General features: G+C 44.6%; 14 protein-coding genes. 12 read left to right on the forward strand and 2 right to left on the reverse strand.

All coding sequences use genetic code 11. The features are described 5' to 3' along the window. The first annotated feature begins 50 nt into the window (after positions 1-50). Genes FGL80_RS04895 through FGL80_RS04905 form a run of 3 tightly spaced genes read left to right on the forward strand, consistent with a single transcriptional unit; the run spans position 51 to position 1,826 of the window. Positions 51-884: a Cof-type HAD-IIB family hydrolase gene (locus FGL80_RS04895; RefSeq protein WP_147001828.1), complete on the forward strand. Its 834-nt coding sequence runs from the start codon at positions 51-53 to the stop codon at positions 882-884. After that, complete coding sequence (locus FGL80_RS04900; RefSeq protein WP_055308239.1) at positions 868-1,098, forward strand: hypothetical protein; 231 nt, start codon at positions 868-870, stop codon at positions 1,096-1,098. Before FGL80_RS04895 ends, FGL80_RS04900 begins: the two co-directional genes overlap by 17 nt. A gap of 2 nt (positions 1,099-1,100) precedes the next feature. Then, the gene (locus FGL80_RS04905; protein WP_055308238.1) at positions 1,101-1,826 is read left to right on the forward strand and encodes a CPBP family intramembrane glutamic endopeptidase; all 726 of its coding nucleotides are present in this window, start codon (positions 1,101-1,103) and stop codon (positions 1,824-1,826) included. Between the two features lie 46 nt (positions 1,827-1,872). Here FGL80_RS04905 and FGL80_RS04910 read toward each other — a convergent pair whose 3' ends face one another. Further along, the gene (locus FGL80_RS04910; RefSeq protein WP_055308237.1) at positions 1,873-2,970 is read right to left on the reverse strand and encodes a M24 family metallopeptidase; all 1,098 of its coding nucleotides are present in this window, start codon (positions 2,968-2,970) and stop codon (positions 1,873-1,875) included. Positions 2,971-3,176: 206 nt separating this feature from the next. On the opposite strand from FGL80_RS04910, the gene ccpA reads away from it, so the two are divergent. The 4 genes from ccpA (at position 3,177) to udk (ending at position 7,650) form a co-directional block, all read left to right on the forward strand. Further along, positions 3,177-4,184 (forward strand): catabolite control protein A, encoded by a 1,008-nt coding sequence (gene ccpA / locus FGL80_RS04915; RefSeq protein ID WP_055308236.1) that lies wholly within the window; start codon positions 3,177-3,179, stop codon positions 4,182-4,184. Between the two features lie 117 nt (positions 4,185-4,301). Further along, complete coding sequence (locus FGL80_RS04920) at positions 4,302-6,161, forward strand: acyltransferase family protein (RefSeq protein WP_055308235.1); 1,860 nt, start codon at positions 4,302-4,304, stop codon at positions 6,159-6,161. Between the two features lie 143 nt (positions 6,162-6,304). Beyond that, positions 6,305-7,018, forward strand: a complete 714-nt coding sequence (gene budA / locus FGL80_RS04925) for an acetolactate decarboxylase (protein ID WP_055308234.1) — start codon at positions 6,305-6,307, stop codon at positions 7,016-7,018. Continuing rightward, positions 7,018-7,650 (forward strand): uridine kinase, encoded by a 633-nt coding sequence (udk, locus tag FGL80_RS04930; RefSeq protein WP_055308233.1) that lies wholly within the window; start codon positions 7,018-7,020, stop codon positions 7,648-7,650. Before budA ends, udk begins: the two co-directional genes overlap by 1 nt. A gap of 40 nt (positions 7,651-7,690) precedes the next feature. Here udk and FGL80_RS04935 read toward each other — a convergent pair whose 3' ends face one another. Next, on the reverse strand, positions 7,691-8,542 hold the full coding sequence (locus FGL80_RS04935; RefSeq protein WP_055308232.1) for a MurR/RpiR family transcriptional regulator: 852 nt from the start codon (positions 8,540-8,542) through the stop codon (positions 7,691-7,693). Positions 8,543-8,710: 168 nt separating this feature from the next. Here FGL80_RS04935 and gnd point away from each other — a divergent pair, with 168 nt between their 5' ends. The 5 genes from gnd to alaS all read left to right on the forward strand — a co-directional run bounded on the left by gnd (position 8,711) and on the right by alaS (position 17,187). After that, the gene (gnd, locus tag FGL80_RS04940) at positions 8,711-9,619 is read left to right on the forward strand and encodes a phosphogluconate dehydrogenase (NAD(+)-dependent, decarboxylating) (RefSeq protein WP_055308231.1); all 909 of its coding nucleotides are present in this window, start codon (positions 8,711-8,713) and stop codon (positions 9,617-9,619) included. Between the two features lie 111 nt (positions 9,620-9,730). Continuing rightward, entirely contained in the window at positions 9,731-11,272 is a 1,542-nt protein-coding gene (gntK, locus tag FGL80_RS04945; RefSeq protein WP_055308230.1) for a gluconokinase, read from the forward strand. A 154-nt stretch (positions 11,273-11,426) separates the two neighbouring features. Continuing rightward, on the forward strand, positions 11,427-12,854 hold the full coding sequence (locus FGL80_RS04950) for an APC family permease (RefSeq protein ID WP_055308229.1): 1,428 nt from the start codon (positions 11,427-11,429) through the stop codon (positions 12,852-12,854). A gap of 61 nt (positions 12,855-12,915) precedes the next feature. Next, entirely contained in the window at positions 12,916-14,250 is a 1,335-nt protein-coding gene (locus FGL80_RS04955) for an aspartate aminotransferase family protein (protein WP_147001829.1), read from the forward strand. Between the two features lie 255 nt (positions 14,251-14,505). Continuing rightward, the gene (gene alaS / locus FGL80_RS04960; protein ID WP_147001830.1) at positions 14,506-17,187 is read left to right on the forward strand and encodes an alanine--tRNA ligase; all 2,682 of its coding nucleotides are present in this window, start codon (positions 14,506-14,508) and stop codon (positions 17,185-17,187) included. Positions 17,188-17,222 lie beyond the last annotated feature (35 nt).

Below are 17,222 nucleotides of genomic sequence, written 5' to 3' on the forward strand. Positions count from 1 at the left end.
GCAACATTCAGGTATAATAAAGACATCAGTAACGAGAAAGCGAGTGACATATGATACAACTTATTCTATCGGATCTTGATGAAACTTTACTCAACGATGATGGGACAATCCATCCGGAAAATATCGCAGCCATTCAGGATTTTACCCAAAATGGCGGTTATTTTGTACCCAATACTGGCCGATCATACAAGTCGGTTTATGGGACATTAGCGCAACTTGGCCTTAACAAAACAACGCAATACGTCGTGTCCTATAATGGTGGGGCTATTGTGGCTATTGCCCCAGATGGTCAGGAAGAAATTGTTGTTGAACACGGCATGTCGTTGACATTAGCCCAAAAAATATTTGATTTGGGTCAAGTGAACGACGCCGTCGACACGCACGTTTATACGCGCGATAACTTGTACATTTACAATATCTCAGCAACCGATCAACGCTACATGACAGAGCGGCAAGTGCCTTATACTGAAATCACGACAACTGATTTAAGCTTTATGGCTAACGAAGGGCCTGTCATGAAGGTTATTTTTGAACATCCAGATCCTGCTGTCCAACAGGCCATCGCTGATGCGGTGACCGCCGTTGTTGGCGATGAGGTGTTGGTCACTTTTAGTTCAAACCGGTACGTTGAATTTAACCCGAAGGGCGTTGATAAAGGGGTGACGGGCTTAGAGTTAGCCGATATTTTAGGCATTGCCCGTGACGATACAGCGGCGATTGGTGATAATTTGAATGATGAGGCACAAATTAAAGCCGCCGGTGTTGGTGTGGCGGTTGCCAATGCCAAACCGGAAATTAAAGCCTTAGCTGATGTTGTGTTGACGACAACCAATAACGAAGCGGCAGTTGCCGATTTTATTAAGCACTATGCCCAAAAATCATAAATTAGCGCTGTTGCTTGCACGGCTCTTGCTTGGCGGACTAGCAATTATATTGTTTTTGACGCTGTTTCTGGTGAGTGATTGGCAGCATTGGTCATTAGCCTTAACGTTAGGTCTGACGATTATTTTAGTTGTCCTCGTCAACGCAGGTTATATTTGGTTATTTTGGCTGGCTCGGCGACAACAGTTATTACATGAAGAAAAGGATGATGAATAATTTTGCTTGATTTATCCCAAAATCCAAACCCTAAATCATTAGGTCGACGCCTGTTTAATTTTATCGGGCTGGCTTTTTTGTTAATCTTAACGCCGAGTTTGTTAGTGGCCGCCAACGCGCAGCAATCCGTTGGCCAACAACTCCTGTATGTGAGCTTGATGTTAGCAAGTTATAGCGTGTTAGGCTACCTTGCGTATCGTTTGTTAAAAAAGACGACGCGCCAACCAGTTTTTCACCAACCAAATATCCGTGATTGGCGTCATCTGTGGTATATTGTGGGCATGTTTTTTGTCATGGTTGGCCTCGAATATGGGATTAATATGATTCGAATGGTTGTCACTGGCAGTGTTGATACTGAGAATCAAGTGGCTATTGAAGCGCTCGTATCACAGGTCAACATTACCATGGTTGGGATGTTGATTTATGCGGTATTTTTAGCACCCGTCGTTGAAGAAATTGTCTTTCGTGGTTTAGTGATTAATTATTTTTTCCGTCACAGTTGGTGGTGGGCCAGCATTATTTTGTCTGGTTTGTTATTTGCCTTCCCACACATGGGTGATATTCCAACGAACTTGCCTGACTTGCTGAGCTATGTCTTGTATATGAGTATGGGGATGGTGCTAGCTTATGTGTACAAGAAGACTGGTAATATTCAAGATAGTATTGCCATCCATTTTTTGAATAATGCGTTGTCCATGTTACCGCTTATCTTACAAGTTTTCCGGTAATACAACACTGAAAAAGACCCTAACGGCTGTGTTAGGGTCTTTTGCTTTAGAATTGTTGTAATGTTTTTGGCGTGTGTGTGAAAGGGACGAACCCATCGGGACTCATATAGCCAGAATCCTCAATCCGGACACCAGCCACATCAGGGATATAAATACCTGGCTCAATCGAGAAGACCATCCCTTCTTGTAGTACCAAATCGCTGCCAGCCATGATTGAAGGGTATTCATGGACAGAGGCACCAAGACCGTGGCCGAGGCGGTGGACAAAATAATTACCATAACCGGCCTTTGTGATAATATCACGGGCAATGGCATCCAGTTCACCAGCAGTCATCCCAATTTTGGCCTGAGATTGCGCAGCCAATTGGGCTTCAAGGGTGACGTCGTAGATGACCTTGGCTTGGTCACTGATTGGGCCAAAGGCAACGGTTCGGGTTGCATCAGAGGCATAACCTTCAGTCATAGTGCCTAGGTCAAAAAGCGCCATTTCGCCAGCATGTAACTGCCGTGATGATGTCGCCCCATGGGGATCAGCCGCATGTGCGCCAAACTGGACCAATGTGTCAAAGCTCATGCCTGGCACACCAGAAAGCTTGAGTTCGTATTCCAATTTGGCAGCAACGCCTAATTCGGTAACGCCTTCAGCGAGGGCAGCAAAACCAATCTCAAAAGCCCGATCAGCATCACGGCCGGCCGCTAACATGTGTTGAATTTCATCAGGTGTTTTAATCAACCGCAAACGATTAATTTCAGCCGTAATGTCCTTTTGCAGCGTAACACCTGGTAGAGCAGCTTGTAAGGCGTTGTAGCGCGTCACAGTCAAATTATCCGCTTCAATGGCAAAGGCGGTACCATGAGATTGCGCGCGGATATGTTGTGCCAACTTGGCCCAAGGATTTTCTTGGTCATCATAGCCGTAGGCTGGATAAGGCCAGCCACTGGCTTTCATGCTATTGACTTCAAGGGCTGGTCCGAATAGAAACGGATCGTGGTCGGCGAAAATAACCAAGGCAAGGACACGTTCCATTGGGTCAGATTCAAACCCCGAAAGATAGGCCACGCTATGGAAATTTGTTAAGATGGCACCATCTAATTGTTGGTCCGTGAGCCATTGTGTTAGTGTCGTGAGTTTTTGATTAGTCATTTATCGCTCCTTTGTTAAAATGTATTATTTCCATTTTAACACTTTCACAAAAAAGTGTCTTTTCTTGTAACAAACTGAAACAATGATGAAAACTTGACGATATGGCCTTGTAAGCGTTTGCAATATGATTGATTTTTGCTATAATAAAAAGAGGTATATGAAGATGTAAACGGTTTCTTAAAGATAAAAGTAAAAGAAGGTCAACTATGCAGAAGAAAAGTTCAGCAACAATTTATGATGTGGCAAATCGTGTCGGGGTGTCACTAGCCACTGTGTCACGGGTTGTCAATGGGAACAGCAACGTCCGCGATTCCACAAAACGTAAGGTACTTGATGCCATTGAAGAGCTTGGCTATCATCCTAATGCTGTTGCTCGTGGGTTAGCTTCAAAGAAAACAACAACGATTGGCGTGGTCATGCCAGACGTAACTGATATGTATTATGCCGAATTGGCCCGTGGTATTGATGACGTGGCGAACATGTATCACTATGACGTCTTGTTGACCAATACAGATGAAGATCCAGTTCGGGAAACAATGGCCGTGAACAATTTGTCTAGTAAACAAGTCGATGGCATTATTTTCATGGGTAACGAGTTGGATCGCGAAGTTTTGAATACGATTGCTGCGGCTGATGCCCCAGTGGTGTTAGCGGGTTCAGTGGATAGTGAAGGTAAGTTACCAAGTGTGAATATCAACTATGTGGCGGCGATTCAAGAGGCAACGGAGACAGTCATTAATCATGGTCATCGTCGCGTGGCGTTGGTGACTGGGCCAATGTCACACGCCATTAATCGCTTACACCGGTTAGTTGGGTATCAAGCAGCGCTGGAAGCTGCTGACATTGAATTTGATGAGGCGTTGCTCTTTACGGCCCATCAAGATTACGCGGCTGGGATGCAAATCGCTGAAAAAGTCTTGCAAGCAGGGGCTAATGCAGTCATTGCTTATGATGATGAAGTGGCCTTGGGCATTATGAACTATGTGCAAGAACACGGCCAACGCGTGCCAGAAGACTTTGAAATTATCACGTCTAACGATACCAAGTTTGCTATTGTGACACGTCCAGAACTAACGTCAATCGGGCAACCAAAGTATGATATTGGGGCGGTAGCCATGCGCATGTTGACGAAGTTAATGAATAACGAAATTATTGACGATACACAGGTACAGTTACCGCATACATTAGAACGTCGCGGGACAACCCTTGACTAATTTCTCATTTTAAAGAAATATAATAGTAACAATTGACATTTAAACGTTAAAAAAGTAAACTAGTGAGAGTAGTTTGCTTTTTATTTTGCCATCAGTGCTTGAAGGGGTTCGTTCCAAATGAGAAAAAGACGTTACATCACAGGATTTGACGGCCTGCGTGCCATTGCCGTTATTGGTGTTATTGCCTTTCATCTTTTACCAACTCATATTGTTGGGGGTTGGTTGGGCGTACCGCTTTTTTTTGTGCTATCAGGTTATTTGATTACGGATCTGTTGATACAAGAGTATGATCATCAGGACAAAATTGCACCGTGGCAATTTTATGCGCGGCGACTTAAGCGTCTTTACCCAGCACTACTGGTCTTATTGCTAATTACTGTGACGGTTATTTTCTTATTTGATCGACAACTAATTTACAATATACGTTATGTCGTGCTGACTAATTTATTGTATGTTTATAATTTTTGGGCCATTGGCCATGGGGAATCTTATTTCCAACAATTTGGCGGTGCTTCACCCTTTACCCATCTGTGGTCACTGTCGATTGAAGGCCAGTTTTATCTCATTTGGCCGTTTGTCTTATGGGGGATTTTAAAACTACGTCTAAAACGCCAATATGTGGCGCTTGGGTTGTTGGCACTGTCAGTTATCAGCGCGGTATTAATGGCGGTGCTGTATGATCCTAGTAACATTAACCGGAGTTACTACGGTGCTGATACGCGGCTCTTTGCCATCTTACTTGGCGCTGCGTTAGCCTTCATTTGGCCCTCAACACATCTCAATCCGGCAGTGCATCCTGAAGTTAAAAAAGGGTTAGACATTGTTGGTGGCACTGCATTAGCCATAACGGTGATTGGTTTCTTGTGGTTAAACGGTCAAAGCCCAGCGACGTATTATGGTTTGATGTACTTGATGACTGCCATTATGGCTATTCTCATTGCCGTAGTGGCACATCCATCATCGTGGCTCGGTCAGGGGTTAGATAACCCCGTGATGTCGTATCTGGGCACACGGAGTTATAGTATTTATCTCTATCAGTTACCTGTCTTTATCTTTTATGAAAAGTTTATGCCAAATTATCGGCCAACTTTCTGGCATCTCTTTTTAGAAGTGATCATTGTGTTGGCCTTGAGTGAGTTGAGTTATCGGTTTGTCGAAACGACTTTCCGACGGCCGAATTACTTTCACCGACAAATCGCACATTTATCTGAATCGCGTAATCGCTTCTTTATCGTCTTGGCGGCCGCAAGTGCTGTGATCGTGTTGATCGGTTATGGTTTGTTGTCACCGCAAGCTGGCCAAGACCGACCAGAAACCGCTTTGGAAAAGAAACTACGCCAAAATCAAGCAGCGGTTGAAAAACGTAACGCACTGGCTAAGAAAAGTAGTGATGCTGAATCAGCCAAAAAAGGTCAGTCGACTAACTTGTCATCAGAACAGAAAAAAATTGTTGAAAAATACGACTTGCAGCCAACCCAGTATTTAGCTTTCCAAGCTATGCCATTTCAAGCTTTTGGTGATTCGGTGATGTTGGATGCTGCGCCTTATTTACAAGAAGTTAATCCGCACATGGTGGTGGATGCGGCAGTGGGTCGACAGGCTTATCAAACGCCAAAAATCATGGCACAAGCCGCCGCCTCACAACCATTAGCCGATAATCTTCTCATTGGTTTGGGCACAAATGGAACGATTAAGAAACAAGACTTAGATCAAATTATGGCAATTGCCGGTAAAAAGCGCCAGGTCTATTGGATGAACAACTTTGTGCAGTCACGACCTTGGCAGGATAGTAACAATCAATTGTTACAAACCGCGCAGAAAACTTATAAAAATTTGCACGTCGTTGATTGGTACGCAGTTGCTAAGCAACACGGCGACTGGTTTGCCGATGATGGGGTGCATCAAGGCCCGTTAGGCGATCGGCAATATGTCCGGTTGCTTGTTGAAACGGTGGGCCACGTGTCAGGTGTTAAGTAAACTACCGTCAGGTAGTTTTTTTATTTAGTAGCCAATCATGAAAAAAACAAGTCGTAACCCTTTACAGTCGATTTTTATTCGCTTAAAATATAAGACAGTATAATTTGGAGGAAGTGTGTCGCGTGACACATCAATATAATAAAATGAGTCGTTTATATCAGCACGGAACATTGGCAATGCTCATGGGCAAACAAATGCAAGGCACGATCACAGTTGCTGAATTGCGACAACATGGCGATACCGGCATCGGCACTCTGACAGGTTTAGATGGTGAAGTCATTTTGTTGGATGGCGAAGTCTATCAGGCGCAAAGTGACGGGCAAGTTAACCACATTACGAACCCTGATACGCTGATGCCGTTTGCTTCAGTGCATTTTGATGCGCCTACGCAACAATTGCCGTTTTCACAAGTTGATTTTTCAACGTTAAGTGCAAAACTAAAAGCAGAACAGTTACAAAATGTGTTTGCGGCAGTAAAATTTCATGGGGAATTTTCTCGTGTCCATGTGCGCATTGCGCCTAAACAAGTACCGCCATACCCAAGTTTGTTGGCTGTTGCGGAAAATCAACCGGAATTTGAACGTGAACACGTGACAGGTACGGTCGTTGGTTATTTTGCGCCACAAATTTTTAACGGCCCAACGGCCGCCGGTTGGCACGTGCATTTCTTGTCAGATGATTTGCAATTTGCTGGTCATATTTTAGATTTTTCAGCAAGCCAAATCTCAGGTACGCTGCAAGTATTTGATGAATTTGTACAACATCTACCAATTCATGATCCGGCATACCGTGAGATGACGCTTGATTTTGATGGCTTACTGGCTGGGATTGAAGCGAGTGAAGGAGGGCAACAATAATGGCAAATAAACCTTTAGTGATTGGTATTACAGGTGGTTCTGGTTCAGGTAAAACCACTGTTAGTCGGGAATTAGTGCGACGTTTAACGGCGGATGGGTCGCTCGCGATTTTGTTACAACAAGATTCTTATTATAAGGATCAGTCGGACAAGCCCATGTCAGAACGGGTGTTGACGAACTATGACCACCCAGATTCTTTTGAAACAGATCTCTTTGTTTCTGATTTGCGGCGTTTATTACGCAATGAACCCATCGATAAGCCAATCTATGATTATGCTAACCATACGCGTTCTAAACAAGTGGAACGGGTTGAACCAGCTAATGTCGTAATCGTTGATGGTGTTTTATTGTTTAACGATGAGCGTGTACGTGATCTTTTGGATATGAAAATATTTGTTGACACGGATGACGATATTCGCTTCTTGCGCCGGCTTGAACGCGATATTGAAGAGCGTGGTCGCACGGTCCGTGGGGTGATTGAGCAATATTTGGCAACCGTGAAACCAATGTATCATCAGTTCGTGGAACCAACAAAACGATATGCCAACATTATTGTGCCTGAAGGTGGCGAAAACCTTGTCGCAATTGATATGTTAACCAACCAAGCAAAAGCAATGCTGAAAAAAGATTAAAAAAACAACCAAACGGTCGTACCGTTTGGTTGTTTTTTAGTTAATGGGCACGCGTTTCTTCGATGACGCTGCGCATGTTATCGACTACGTTTTGAGTATTTTGTGAAAAATATGAGCCCACCAGAGTAAAGAGGGTATCAATCAAAGTGATTTGAGCAATGAGCGAACTCATCGATTCACTACGGAAATTGATTTCTTCTGCCAACGACAATAGGACTAAATCCGCAATTTTTGCCAGCGGTGAGTCAGCAAAAGACGTAATAGCAATGACTTTCACGCCATTTTGTTTTAACTTTTGGGCGACCAGTAGTGTATCTTTGTTGCGACCAGAATGGGAAATCACCACGGCCGCATCGTCATGGTCTAACTTAACAGCCTGCATCAGTTGGATGTCGTAATCTGGATGTGCAATGACATCGAGGGGCGTTCTTAAGAACTTGTGATACGCATTAAAAGCGACAATTGAGGAACCGCCAATGCCAAAAAAGCCAACGCGCCGTGCTGCAATGAGATAACCACTAGCAGTCTCCAAATCATCAGCGGTTAAATGGTTTAACGTGGCATGCAAGGCATTGGTAGCACCGGCAAAAACTTTTTGTGAAATCGCCATGGTATCGTCGTCGTCAGTAATTTCACCGAAAAAATCAACGGGTGTTACGGCTGATGCAGCACTGGCAATTGCGACAGAAAATTCACGAAACGAGTCAAAGCCAATTTTTTTCGCAAAGCGTGAAATCGTTGCCGTGGACACCCCAGAGCCGTTAGACAGTTCTTGAATGGTTGCTTCTTGTGCATGTTTTGTGTCAGCTAAAATATAATTAATTAATTTGTTTTCAGTCGCATTGTACTGATTTTTTTGTGCGCGCAGTTGCGCGATAATATTGTGAGCCATGGGGCATCTTCCTATTGATATTGCGCAGTGCGCAAAGTCACGTCATTTTTATAAATTAACTATACAAGAAACGAAAACTTTTTACAATCATTTGCTTGCAATGTGTAAAATATTTTCATATAATAAGAGTGTAGTAAAAATACAAAAAACATAAGAGGTATGTGAACCATGAAGTTTGCGATGATCGGCCTTGGTAAGATGGGCTTGAACTTGGTAAAGAACGCCGTTGATAACGGCCATGAAGTTGTTGCGTTCGATTTGAACCCTGAATTTGTTCGCGAAGCAACTGAATACTCATCAGCTGTTGAAGGCGCAACTGACATTGACGACATGTTGTCAAAGTTGCCTTCACCAAAGATTGTTTGGGTAATGGTACCAGCTGGTGCCCCAACAAACTCAACAATCGACACATTGATTGAAAAGATGGACAAGGGCGACATCATCATCGATGGTGGTAACTCTAACTACAAGGACAACTTGGAACAAAACAAGCGTACAACTGCTGCTGGTATCAAGTTCTTCGATGCCGGAACTTCTGGTGGTATGAACGGTGCACGTAACGGTGGTAACTTCATGATCGGTGGCGATGACGCCGAAGCTTGGAAGACAATCGAACCATTGTTCAACTCACTTGCTGAAGAAGATGGTTACTTGTACACAGGTCGTTTGGGTTCAGGTCACTACTTGAAGATGGTCCACAATGGTATCGAATATGGTATGATGCAAGCCATCGCCGAAGGTTTCGACGTTTTGGAAGCTTCACAATTCGACTACGACTACGAAGCAGTTGCTAAGTTGTGGAACCACGGTTCAGTTATCCGCTCATGGTTGATGGAATTGGCTGAAGAACAATTCGCTAAGGATCCTAAGTTGGATGCCATCGCTGGTCGTATGCACTCATCTGGTGAAGGTAAGTGGACTGTTGAAGAATCATTGGCTCTTGAAGTACCAGCACCTGTTATCTACTTGTCACTTGCTATGCGTTACCGTTCATTGCAAGATGACACATTTACAGGTAAGGTTGTTTCAGCTTTGCGTAACGGCTTCGGTGGTCACGCAATGGATTCAGCAAAGTAATTAACTTTTAACCTGCTCAATCTTTTTTTGAACAGATAGCTCCCGCTAGGGGGCTTTTTCTGTATCTGCACAAGTTGTTGAACGATTATCATTGATATATGAGGAAAAACTATGAAATATATGATTGGCGTCGATTTGGGGACAACATCAACGAAAGCGGTGTTGTTTGACGATCGCAATCAAGTTGTTGCCAGTGCTAATAAAGGCTACAAACTGTATCGCGATGCGCCTGATATGGCTGAAGAAGATTTGGATGAAATTTTTGAGGCCTTGATTGATGCCTTGAGTGAAGTGGTTCGCGCAGCAAAGTTACAAGGTGACGATAAAATTGCTGCTGTATCGTTCTCATCAGCGATGCATTCGCTAATTGCCTTTGATCAAGATTGGCAACCGTTAACACGGGTTATAACTTGGGCAGATACGCGGGCGGTCAAATACACGGAAGAGTTGAAGGCGACCGGCTTAGGACAAGAGATTTATAGTCAGACGGGGACACCCATTCACCCAATGGCACCCTTGTCCAAATTGCTGTGGTTAAGAGCGGAACACGCTGATATCTTTAACCAAGCAGCCCATTATATGGGGATTAAAGAGTATTTGTTCCATCGACTTTTTGGGACTAACAAAATGGATATTTCGTTAGCTTCTGGGACTGGCTTGTTTAACATCTTTAAGTTAGATTGGGATGAACAAGCATTGGCTGTGACAGGGATTACGAAAGCGCAACTGCCAACACCAGTTGAACCTTATGAATATGAAACAACCATGGCGCCTGAATATGCTGCGGTGATAGGAATTCCAGCTGATACACCGTTTGTTTACGGGGCTGGAGATGGCCCATTATCCAATCTTGGCGTCAATGCGGTGAAGCCAGGCGTTGCCGCGATTACCATTGGTACATCTGGTGCCATTCGCGTGGTGTCGGACCAACCAGTGATTGATCCAAAGGGACGTACCTTTACGTATGCTTTGGACAAAGATCATTGGGTTGTTGGTGGGCCGGTGAACAATGGTGGAGATGTCTTCCGTTGGGCCCGTGACAATATGTTTGACGCAGAGAAGTCAACGGCAGCGTTATTAGGTGTTGATGCCTATGATTTGATGACGCAAATTGCTGCCCGCGTGCCAGCGGGCTCTGACGGGTTGATTTTCCATCCGTATTTGGGTGGCGAACGCGCGCCAATTTGGGATGCTAATGCCCGAGGGTCATTCTTTGGTTTGAATCATGGGCATACACGGGCGCACATGTTGCGTTCAGTCCTTGAAGGGATTACTTTTAACGTTTATATGGTGAGTCTGGCTTTGGAAGAAGTTGTGGGTGATTTAAAAGCCATCCAAGCAACTGGCGGTTTTGCCCGTTCACCATTGTGGCGACAAATGTTTGCTGATATTTTTGAACAACCAGTCACGGTGCCAGAAGCGTTTGAATCTGGTTCATTGGCAGCCGTGATTGTGGCGCAAAAAGCGTTGGGTTACATTGATGATTTATATGACATTGAACAATATGTTGGCGCAGCCAATACGTACCAACCGATGCCAGAAAACTTTGAAGCTTATCGTGAATTGGCCCCAATTTTCATCCGTTTGTCACGGCAACTGCAAACGGAATATGATAGTATTGCAACTTATCAACGGAAACATACAAAATCATAATTTGTGGTATTACCGGCGTAATGAACAGGGTTTTAACAACGCTAGTGACCACATCATTGAAAACAGAATATATCATTCTGTTTTTTTATTGACACTAATATTAGAAAATGTTAATATTATTTGGTAACTTTGTAACCTTTGGAGGGAAAGATTCATGTCGGATTCAAAACCAAGGACTGGCTGGCTGCATAAAGCAAGCCCGGCAAGTTTTTCACATAGCGATGCACATTTGCACAAAACACTGGGTGTCAAAGACATGCTAGCGTTGGGGGTGGGGACAATTGTGTCAACTGCTATTTTCACATTACCAGGGATTGTTGCGGCAGATCATGCTGGACCTGCCGTTGCCATTTCATTTGTGATTGCGGCTATTGTGTCAGGACTTGCAGCCTTTGCGTATGCTGAATTTGCGTCTGCATTACCATTTGCTGGTTCAGCTTATTCATGGGCGAACGTCGTCTTTGGTGAAGTGTTTGGCTGGATTGCCGGTTGGGCATTACTTGCGGAGTACTTTATTGCCGTGGCGTTTGTCGCATCTGGTTGGTCAGCTAACTTTAAGCTGTTCCTAGCGTCACACAATCTCGTTTTGCCACCGGCATTAGCAGGTTCTTTTGCTGCCGGTAACGGGGGCGTGATTGACATTTCGGCCTTGTTTGCCGTGTTAATTGTCACAGTGTTGCTATGGCGGGGCACAAATTCCACTGCACGCGTGGAAAATATCTTAGTGGTTGGAAAAGTCTTAGTCATCTTGATTTTCATTGGTGTTGGTTTGACGGCGATCCATCCAGGTAACTATACGCCATTTATTCCAGAACATAAGCCAGGTACAACGTTTGGTGGTTGGCAAGGGATTGTTGCCGGTGCCTCACAAATTTTCTTGGCTTATATTGGATTTGATTCAATTGCGGCCAACTCGGCGGAAGCTAAGGATCCTAAGCGAACAATGCCACGTGGGATCATTGGGTCACTGGTGGTGGCCACAGTATTGTTTGTAACGGTTGCTTTGGTACTGGTCGGTATGTTCCATTACTCAAAGTATGAAAACAACGCGGCACCTGCAGCTTGGGCTTTGCTCCAATCAGGGCACGGCTTCACGTCTAACTTGTTGTCTGTTGTGGCTTTGGTTGGTATGTTTACTGCCATCATTGGGATGATGTTGGCCGGTTCACGTTTGTTGTACGCCTTTGGTCGTGATGGCTTATTGCCAAGCTTCCTTGGGGATGTGAATGGTAAGGGTCTGCCAAACAATGCGTTGTTGGCGTTGTCAATTATTGCCATCTTAGTGGGATCAGTCTTTAGCTTTACAGAACTTGCTGGCTTGATCTCAGCTGGGACGTTAATTGCCTTTATTATTGTGTCATTTGGGATCTATGCTTTGCGACCACGTGAAGGAAAAGATATCCAAGAACCTGGCTTTAAGATGCCATTTTACCCAGTTTTGCCAGCTTTGGCAGCCTTGGGTTCAGGTTTCATTTTCTTTAATTTGGACAGCCAAGCGAAACTCTATGCCTTTGGTTGGTTTGTGATCGGTTTGATTATCTATGCGGTCTATGGGGCGCGTCATAGTAATTTGTCAAAATAAGTTGTTTTACCTTCAAGCCCTGGATAACCAGGGCTTTTATTGTCAGAAAAAGAGGTGGGCCATGTCAAACAATCAAGAAATTTTAGCTGCAGAACAACAACACTTGGCAGCGGTATCGCGGGTAAATTATTTTGACCTGGTCATTGATCATGGGCAGGGCGCGATTGTGACGGATGCGGATGGTCGAGACTACATTGACTTGTTGGCTAGTGCGAGTGCCACCAATGTTGGTCATGCCCATCCCAAAGTTGTGGCCGCGATTACGCAACAGGCACAAAAATTAATTCAGTACACACCAGCTTATTTTGCTAATACGACTACGGCCCAGCTCGTGCAACGCTTGACGGCACTCACGCCAGGCGCGTTTGAAAAGCAAGCGCTTTTTGGTAATTCGGGTTCCGATGCCAATGATGCCATGATTAAATTAGCCCGTGCCTATACGGGCCGATCCTATATTGTGAGTTTTACGGGTGCCTATCATGGATCGACTTACGGTGCCATGTCCATTTCGGGTGTTAGTCTCAATATGACGCGGAAAATGGGTCCACTCTTGCCGGACGTTGTGAAAGTGCCTTATCCTGATCCATCCCAACGATTAGCCGGTGAAACGGATGCACAATTCTCGCAGCGTTTATTTCAAGCGTTTAAGTTACCTTTTGAGACTTATTTGCCAGCCGATGAAGTGGCTATGGTGATTATTGAACCGATTCAAGGCGATGGCGGCATCATCAAAGTACCACAAGAATATATGGATTTGGTGTACGATTTCACGCGGAAACACGGGATTGTTTTTGCGGTTGATGAAGTCAATCAGGGCTTAGGTCGCACCGGAAAGATGTGGTCGATTGATCACTTTGGGATTGCGCCGGATTTGTTGAGTATGGGCAAATCGTTGGCTAGTGGTTTGCCCTTAAGTGCCGTTGTTGGTCGTCGTGAGATTATGGCCAGTTTAGCCGCACCGGCAAATGTTTATACGACGGCTGGTAATCCGGTCACTGCTGCAGCTGCATTGGCAACACTTGATGTATTAGACGCAGAACATTTGGTCACGCGTTCCGCAGAATTAGGGGATGTGGCCAGTGAGTTTTTCGAACAGGCGGCACAAAAGTATCCGTTTATTGGCGATGTGCGCCTCTATGGATTAAACGGTGGGATTGATATTGTGACTGCTGATGGGCAGGCTGACGTTGTTGGTACCACTAAGATTATCTATCGCTTATTTCAATTAGGCGTGATTATGATTAGTTTACGTGGCAATGTGTTGCGCTTTCAGCCACCGCTTGTCATCACGCGAGACCAATTGCAAACTGCTTTTGACAAATTAACACAAACGTTTGAGGCATTCATGGCCGATGAACTCGACTTACCAGAAACTGATCATCATATTGGGTGGTAATGTGCTATAATAACTAAAGAAATCTGGATATACAAAATTTGCGCGATGCCAGTCAGAAATGTGTTGGTTAATGCAAAACACACATCACAAATTTTGCGCTCCCAGATCGTATTGTAATCGAAAGGTTACCGCGCCTCAGCGTTATGAGTTTATGAAGGTAAAGATTGAAGATCATTACAAAATGCGGTGGTACCACGGTGAAGCGTCCGCACTTTGTTCTGGTCTTTTTATATTTCAAATCAAGGAGAATTACCAATGAAAGAATTGACGTCAGCAGAAGTCCGTCAGATGTTTTTGGATTTCTTTGCATCAAAAGGGCATGAAGTTGTCCCTTCAAAAAATTTGATTCCACAAGATGATCCGACTTTGTTGTGGATCAATTCGGGTGTGGCCACATTAAAAAAGTATTTTGATGGGACTGTCGTACCAGAAAATCCCCGTATTACGAATGCGCAAAAGGCCATTCGGACCAATGATATTGAAAATGTTGGGAAAACAGCCCGCCATCACACATTATTTGAAATGATGGGGAACTTTTCAATTGGCGATTATTTCAAAGAAGAAGTGATTCCTTGGGCTTGGGAATTGTTGACGAGCCCTGAATGGTATGGCTTGGATAAAGAACGTTTGTATGTGACTGTCTATCCAAAAGACCAAGAAGCCAAGAAAATCTGGGAAGAAAAGACGGATTTGCCAGCTGGTCATATTTATGAAGTTGAAGACAACTTCTGGGATATCGGTGAAGGGCCTTCAGGACCTGATTCAGAAATCTTTTTCGATCGTGGCCCAGCCTTCCAAGATTTGCCAGATGATGATCCAGAAATATATCCAGGTGGTGAAAACGAACGGTACCTTGAAATTTGGAACATCGTCTTCTCACAATTTAACCATTTGCCTGGTATGACGGATAATTCACAGTATCCAGAATTACCACACAAGAACATTGATACGGGAATGGGACTTGAACGTGTCGTTTCAGTGTTCCAAAACGGTCGGACAAACTTTGACACGGATCTATTCTTACCAATTATTCAGGCAACAGAAGCTTTGTCACCAAACTTTAAGTATGATGGCACAAAAGATTCTGACAGCAACACCAGCTTTAAAGTGATTGCTGACCATATCCGTGCCATCACGTTTGCGATTAGCGATGGCGCGATGCCTTCAAATGAAGGCCGTGGTTATGTCATTCGTCGCTTGCTCCGTCGGGCGGTTTTGCATGGTCAAAAGTTAGGTATTCAAGGCGAATTTTTGACGCAACTTGTGCCAATTGTTGGGGAAATTATGCAAAGCTATTATCCAGAAGTGCTGGAAAACGCGGCACGTATCCAAAAGACGGTTGCGGCTGAAGAAAAGCGCTTTAATGCAACGTTGACTGGTGGTTTGGCGTTGTTGGATGATGTGATTGCGGCGGCTAAGGCCGACGGGAAAACACAAATTTCTGGTGCGGATGCCTTTAAGTTGTCAGATACGTACGGCTTCCCACTTGAATTGACGCAAGAACAAGCTGCCGAAGCTGGCTTAACAGTTGACGTAGACGGCTTTAATGAGGCATTACAAGCGCAACGTGCGCGTGCACGTGCAGCACGTTCAAATGACAAGTCAATGGGTGTTCAAAATGCTGTGTTGACTGATTTGAAAGTGGCTTCTGAATATGTTGGTTGGTCAGAAACAGCGGTTGATTCAGCGGAAGTTGTGGCCATTATTGGTCAAGATGCCGACGGCATTGATGCTTTACTTGATCAAGCAGTTGCTGGCGAACAACGCCAATTAGTCTTTGATAAAACACCATTCTACGCTGAAATGGGTGGACAAGTTGCTGACTTTGGGACAGTTTTGAACAAGCAAGGTGACGTCGTGGCGGAAGTGATTGATGTCCAAAAGGCACCAAACGGCCAACACGTGCATACTGTCAATGTGCTGGCTGACATCACGCTTGGGGAAAACGTTGATTTGCGGGTGGATATGGCACGCCATATTGCGGTATCAAAGAATCATACGGCGACCCACATGTTGGATCAAGCCTTGCGGAATGTGCTTGGTGGCGATGTCCACCAAGCAGGATCATTAGTCGAACCGGACTATTTGCGTTTTGATTTCACCAACGAAGGACCAGTATCTGCTGCCGATCTTGATCGGATTGAAGCAATGGTGAATGCGGAAATCGCTAAAAATGCACCGATTTCATGGTTGGAAACAGATATTGAAACAGCGCAACAAATGGGTGCTGTCGCAGTCTTTGGTGAAAAGTATGGTGACGTTGTGCGTGTCGTATCGATTGGCGACTTTAACAAGGAATTTGATGGTGGTACCCATGCACAGTCAACGGCGGAACTTGGCTTGTTCAAGATTGTGTCAGAATCAGGTATTGGTGCCGGTGTACGCCGAATTGAAGCTGTGACTGGCCTGGAAGCATTAGCCTTATATAAGGCAGAAGAAAACGCCTTAAAGGCAGTTGCTGCCCAAGTGAAAGCACAAAAGATTACGGAAGCACCGGCCAAGGTTGCCGATCTACAAGCAGAATTAAAGGCAACGCAACGGACATTAGAATCAGTTGAAGCGAAATTGGCGAACGCAGCTGCTGATGAAGTCTTTAACGACGTTAAAACAAGCAACGGGCACACTTATATTGTGGCGCAATTGCCAGTTTCTGGCATGGATGGGTTACGTCAAGTTGCTGATAATTGGAAAGCAAATTATCCATCAGAAGTGTTAGTGCTAGCAGCTGATATTGATGGGAAAGTCAACCTCATTGTTGCGGCTTCACCAGAAGCCAATGCAGCTGGTATTAAAGCAGGTGATTTGATTAAAGCTATTGCTCCACGCGTTGGCGGTGGTGGTGGTGGTCGCCCAGACATGGCGCAAGCTGGTGGTAAGAATCCAGCTGGTATTCCCGATGCCTTTGCAGCAGTTGCTGACTTTTTGGCACAAAACTAACATCACTTATTTAGAATCTTATGGTTCTGTGATAT

This window comes from Leuconostoc lactis (genome assembly GCF_007954625.1).
Lineage (GTDB): Bacteria > Bacillota > Bacilli > Lactobacillales > Lactobacillaceae > Leuconostoc > Leuconostoc lactis_A.

Bases quoted from the DNA above. Each gene is read 5' to 3' on its own strand.
- FGL80_RS04895 (WP_147001828.1), top strand. From the start codon at position 51: ATGATACAACTTATTCTATCGGATCTTGATGAAACTTTACTCAACGAT.
- FGL80_RS04900 (WP_055308239.1), top strand. From the start codon at position 868: ATGCCCAAAAATCATAAATTAGCGCTGTTGCTTGCACGGCTCTTGCTT.
- FGL80_RS04910 (WP_055308237.1), bottom strand. From the start codon at position 2,970: ATGACTAATCAAAAACTCACGACACTAACACAATGGCTCACGGACCAA.
- ccpA (WP_055308236.1), top strand. From the start codon at position 3,177: ATGCAGAAGAAAAGTTCAGCAACAATTTATGATGTGGCAAATCGTGTC.
- FGL80_RS04920 (WP_055308235.1), top strand. From the start codon at position 4,302: ATGAGAAAAAGACGTTACATCACAGGATTTGACGGCCTGCGTGCCATT.
- budA (WP_055308234.1), top strand. From the start codon at position 6,305: ATGAGTCGTTTATATCAGCACGGAACATTGGCAATGCTCATGGGCAAA.
- udk (WP_055308233.1), top strand. From the start codon at position 7,018: ATGGCAAATAAACCTTTAGTGATTGGTATTACAGGTGGTTCTGGTTCA.
- FGL80_RS04935 (WP_055308232.1), bottom strand. From the start codon at position 8,542: ATGGCTCACAATATTATCGCGCAACTGCGCGCACAAAAAAATCAGTAC.
- gnd (WP_055308231.1), top strand. From the start codon at position 8,711: ATGAAGTTTGCGATGATCGGCCTTGGTAAGATGGGCTTGAACTTGGTA.
- gntK (WP_055308230.1), top strand. From the start codon at position 9,731: ATGAAATATATGATTGGCGTCGATTTGGGGACAACATCAACGAAAGCG.
- FGL80_RS04950 (WP_055308229.1), top strand. From the start codon at position 11,427: ATGTCGGATTCAAAACCAAGGACTGGCTGGCTGCATAAAGCAAGCCCG.
- FGL80_RS04955 (WP_147001829.1), top strand. From the start codon at position 12,916: ATGTCAAACAATCAAGAAATTTTAGCTGCAGAACAACAACACTTGGCA.
- alaS (WP_147001830.1), top strand. From the start codon at position 14,506: ATGAAAGAATTGACGTCAGCAGAAGTCCGTCAGATGTTTTTGGATTTC.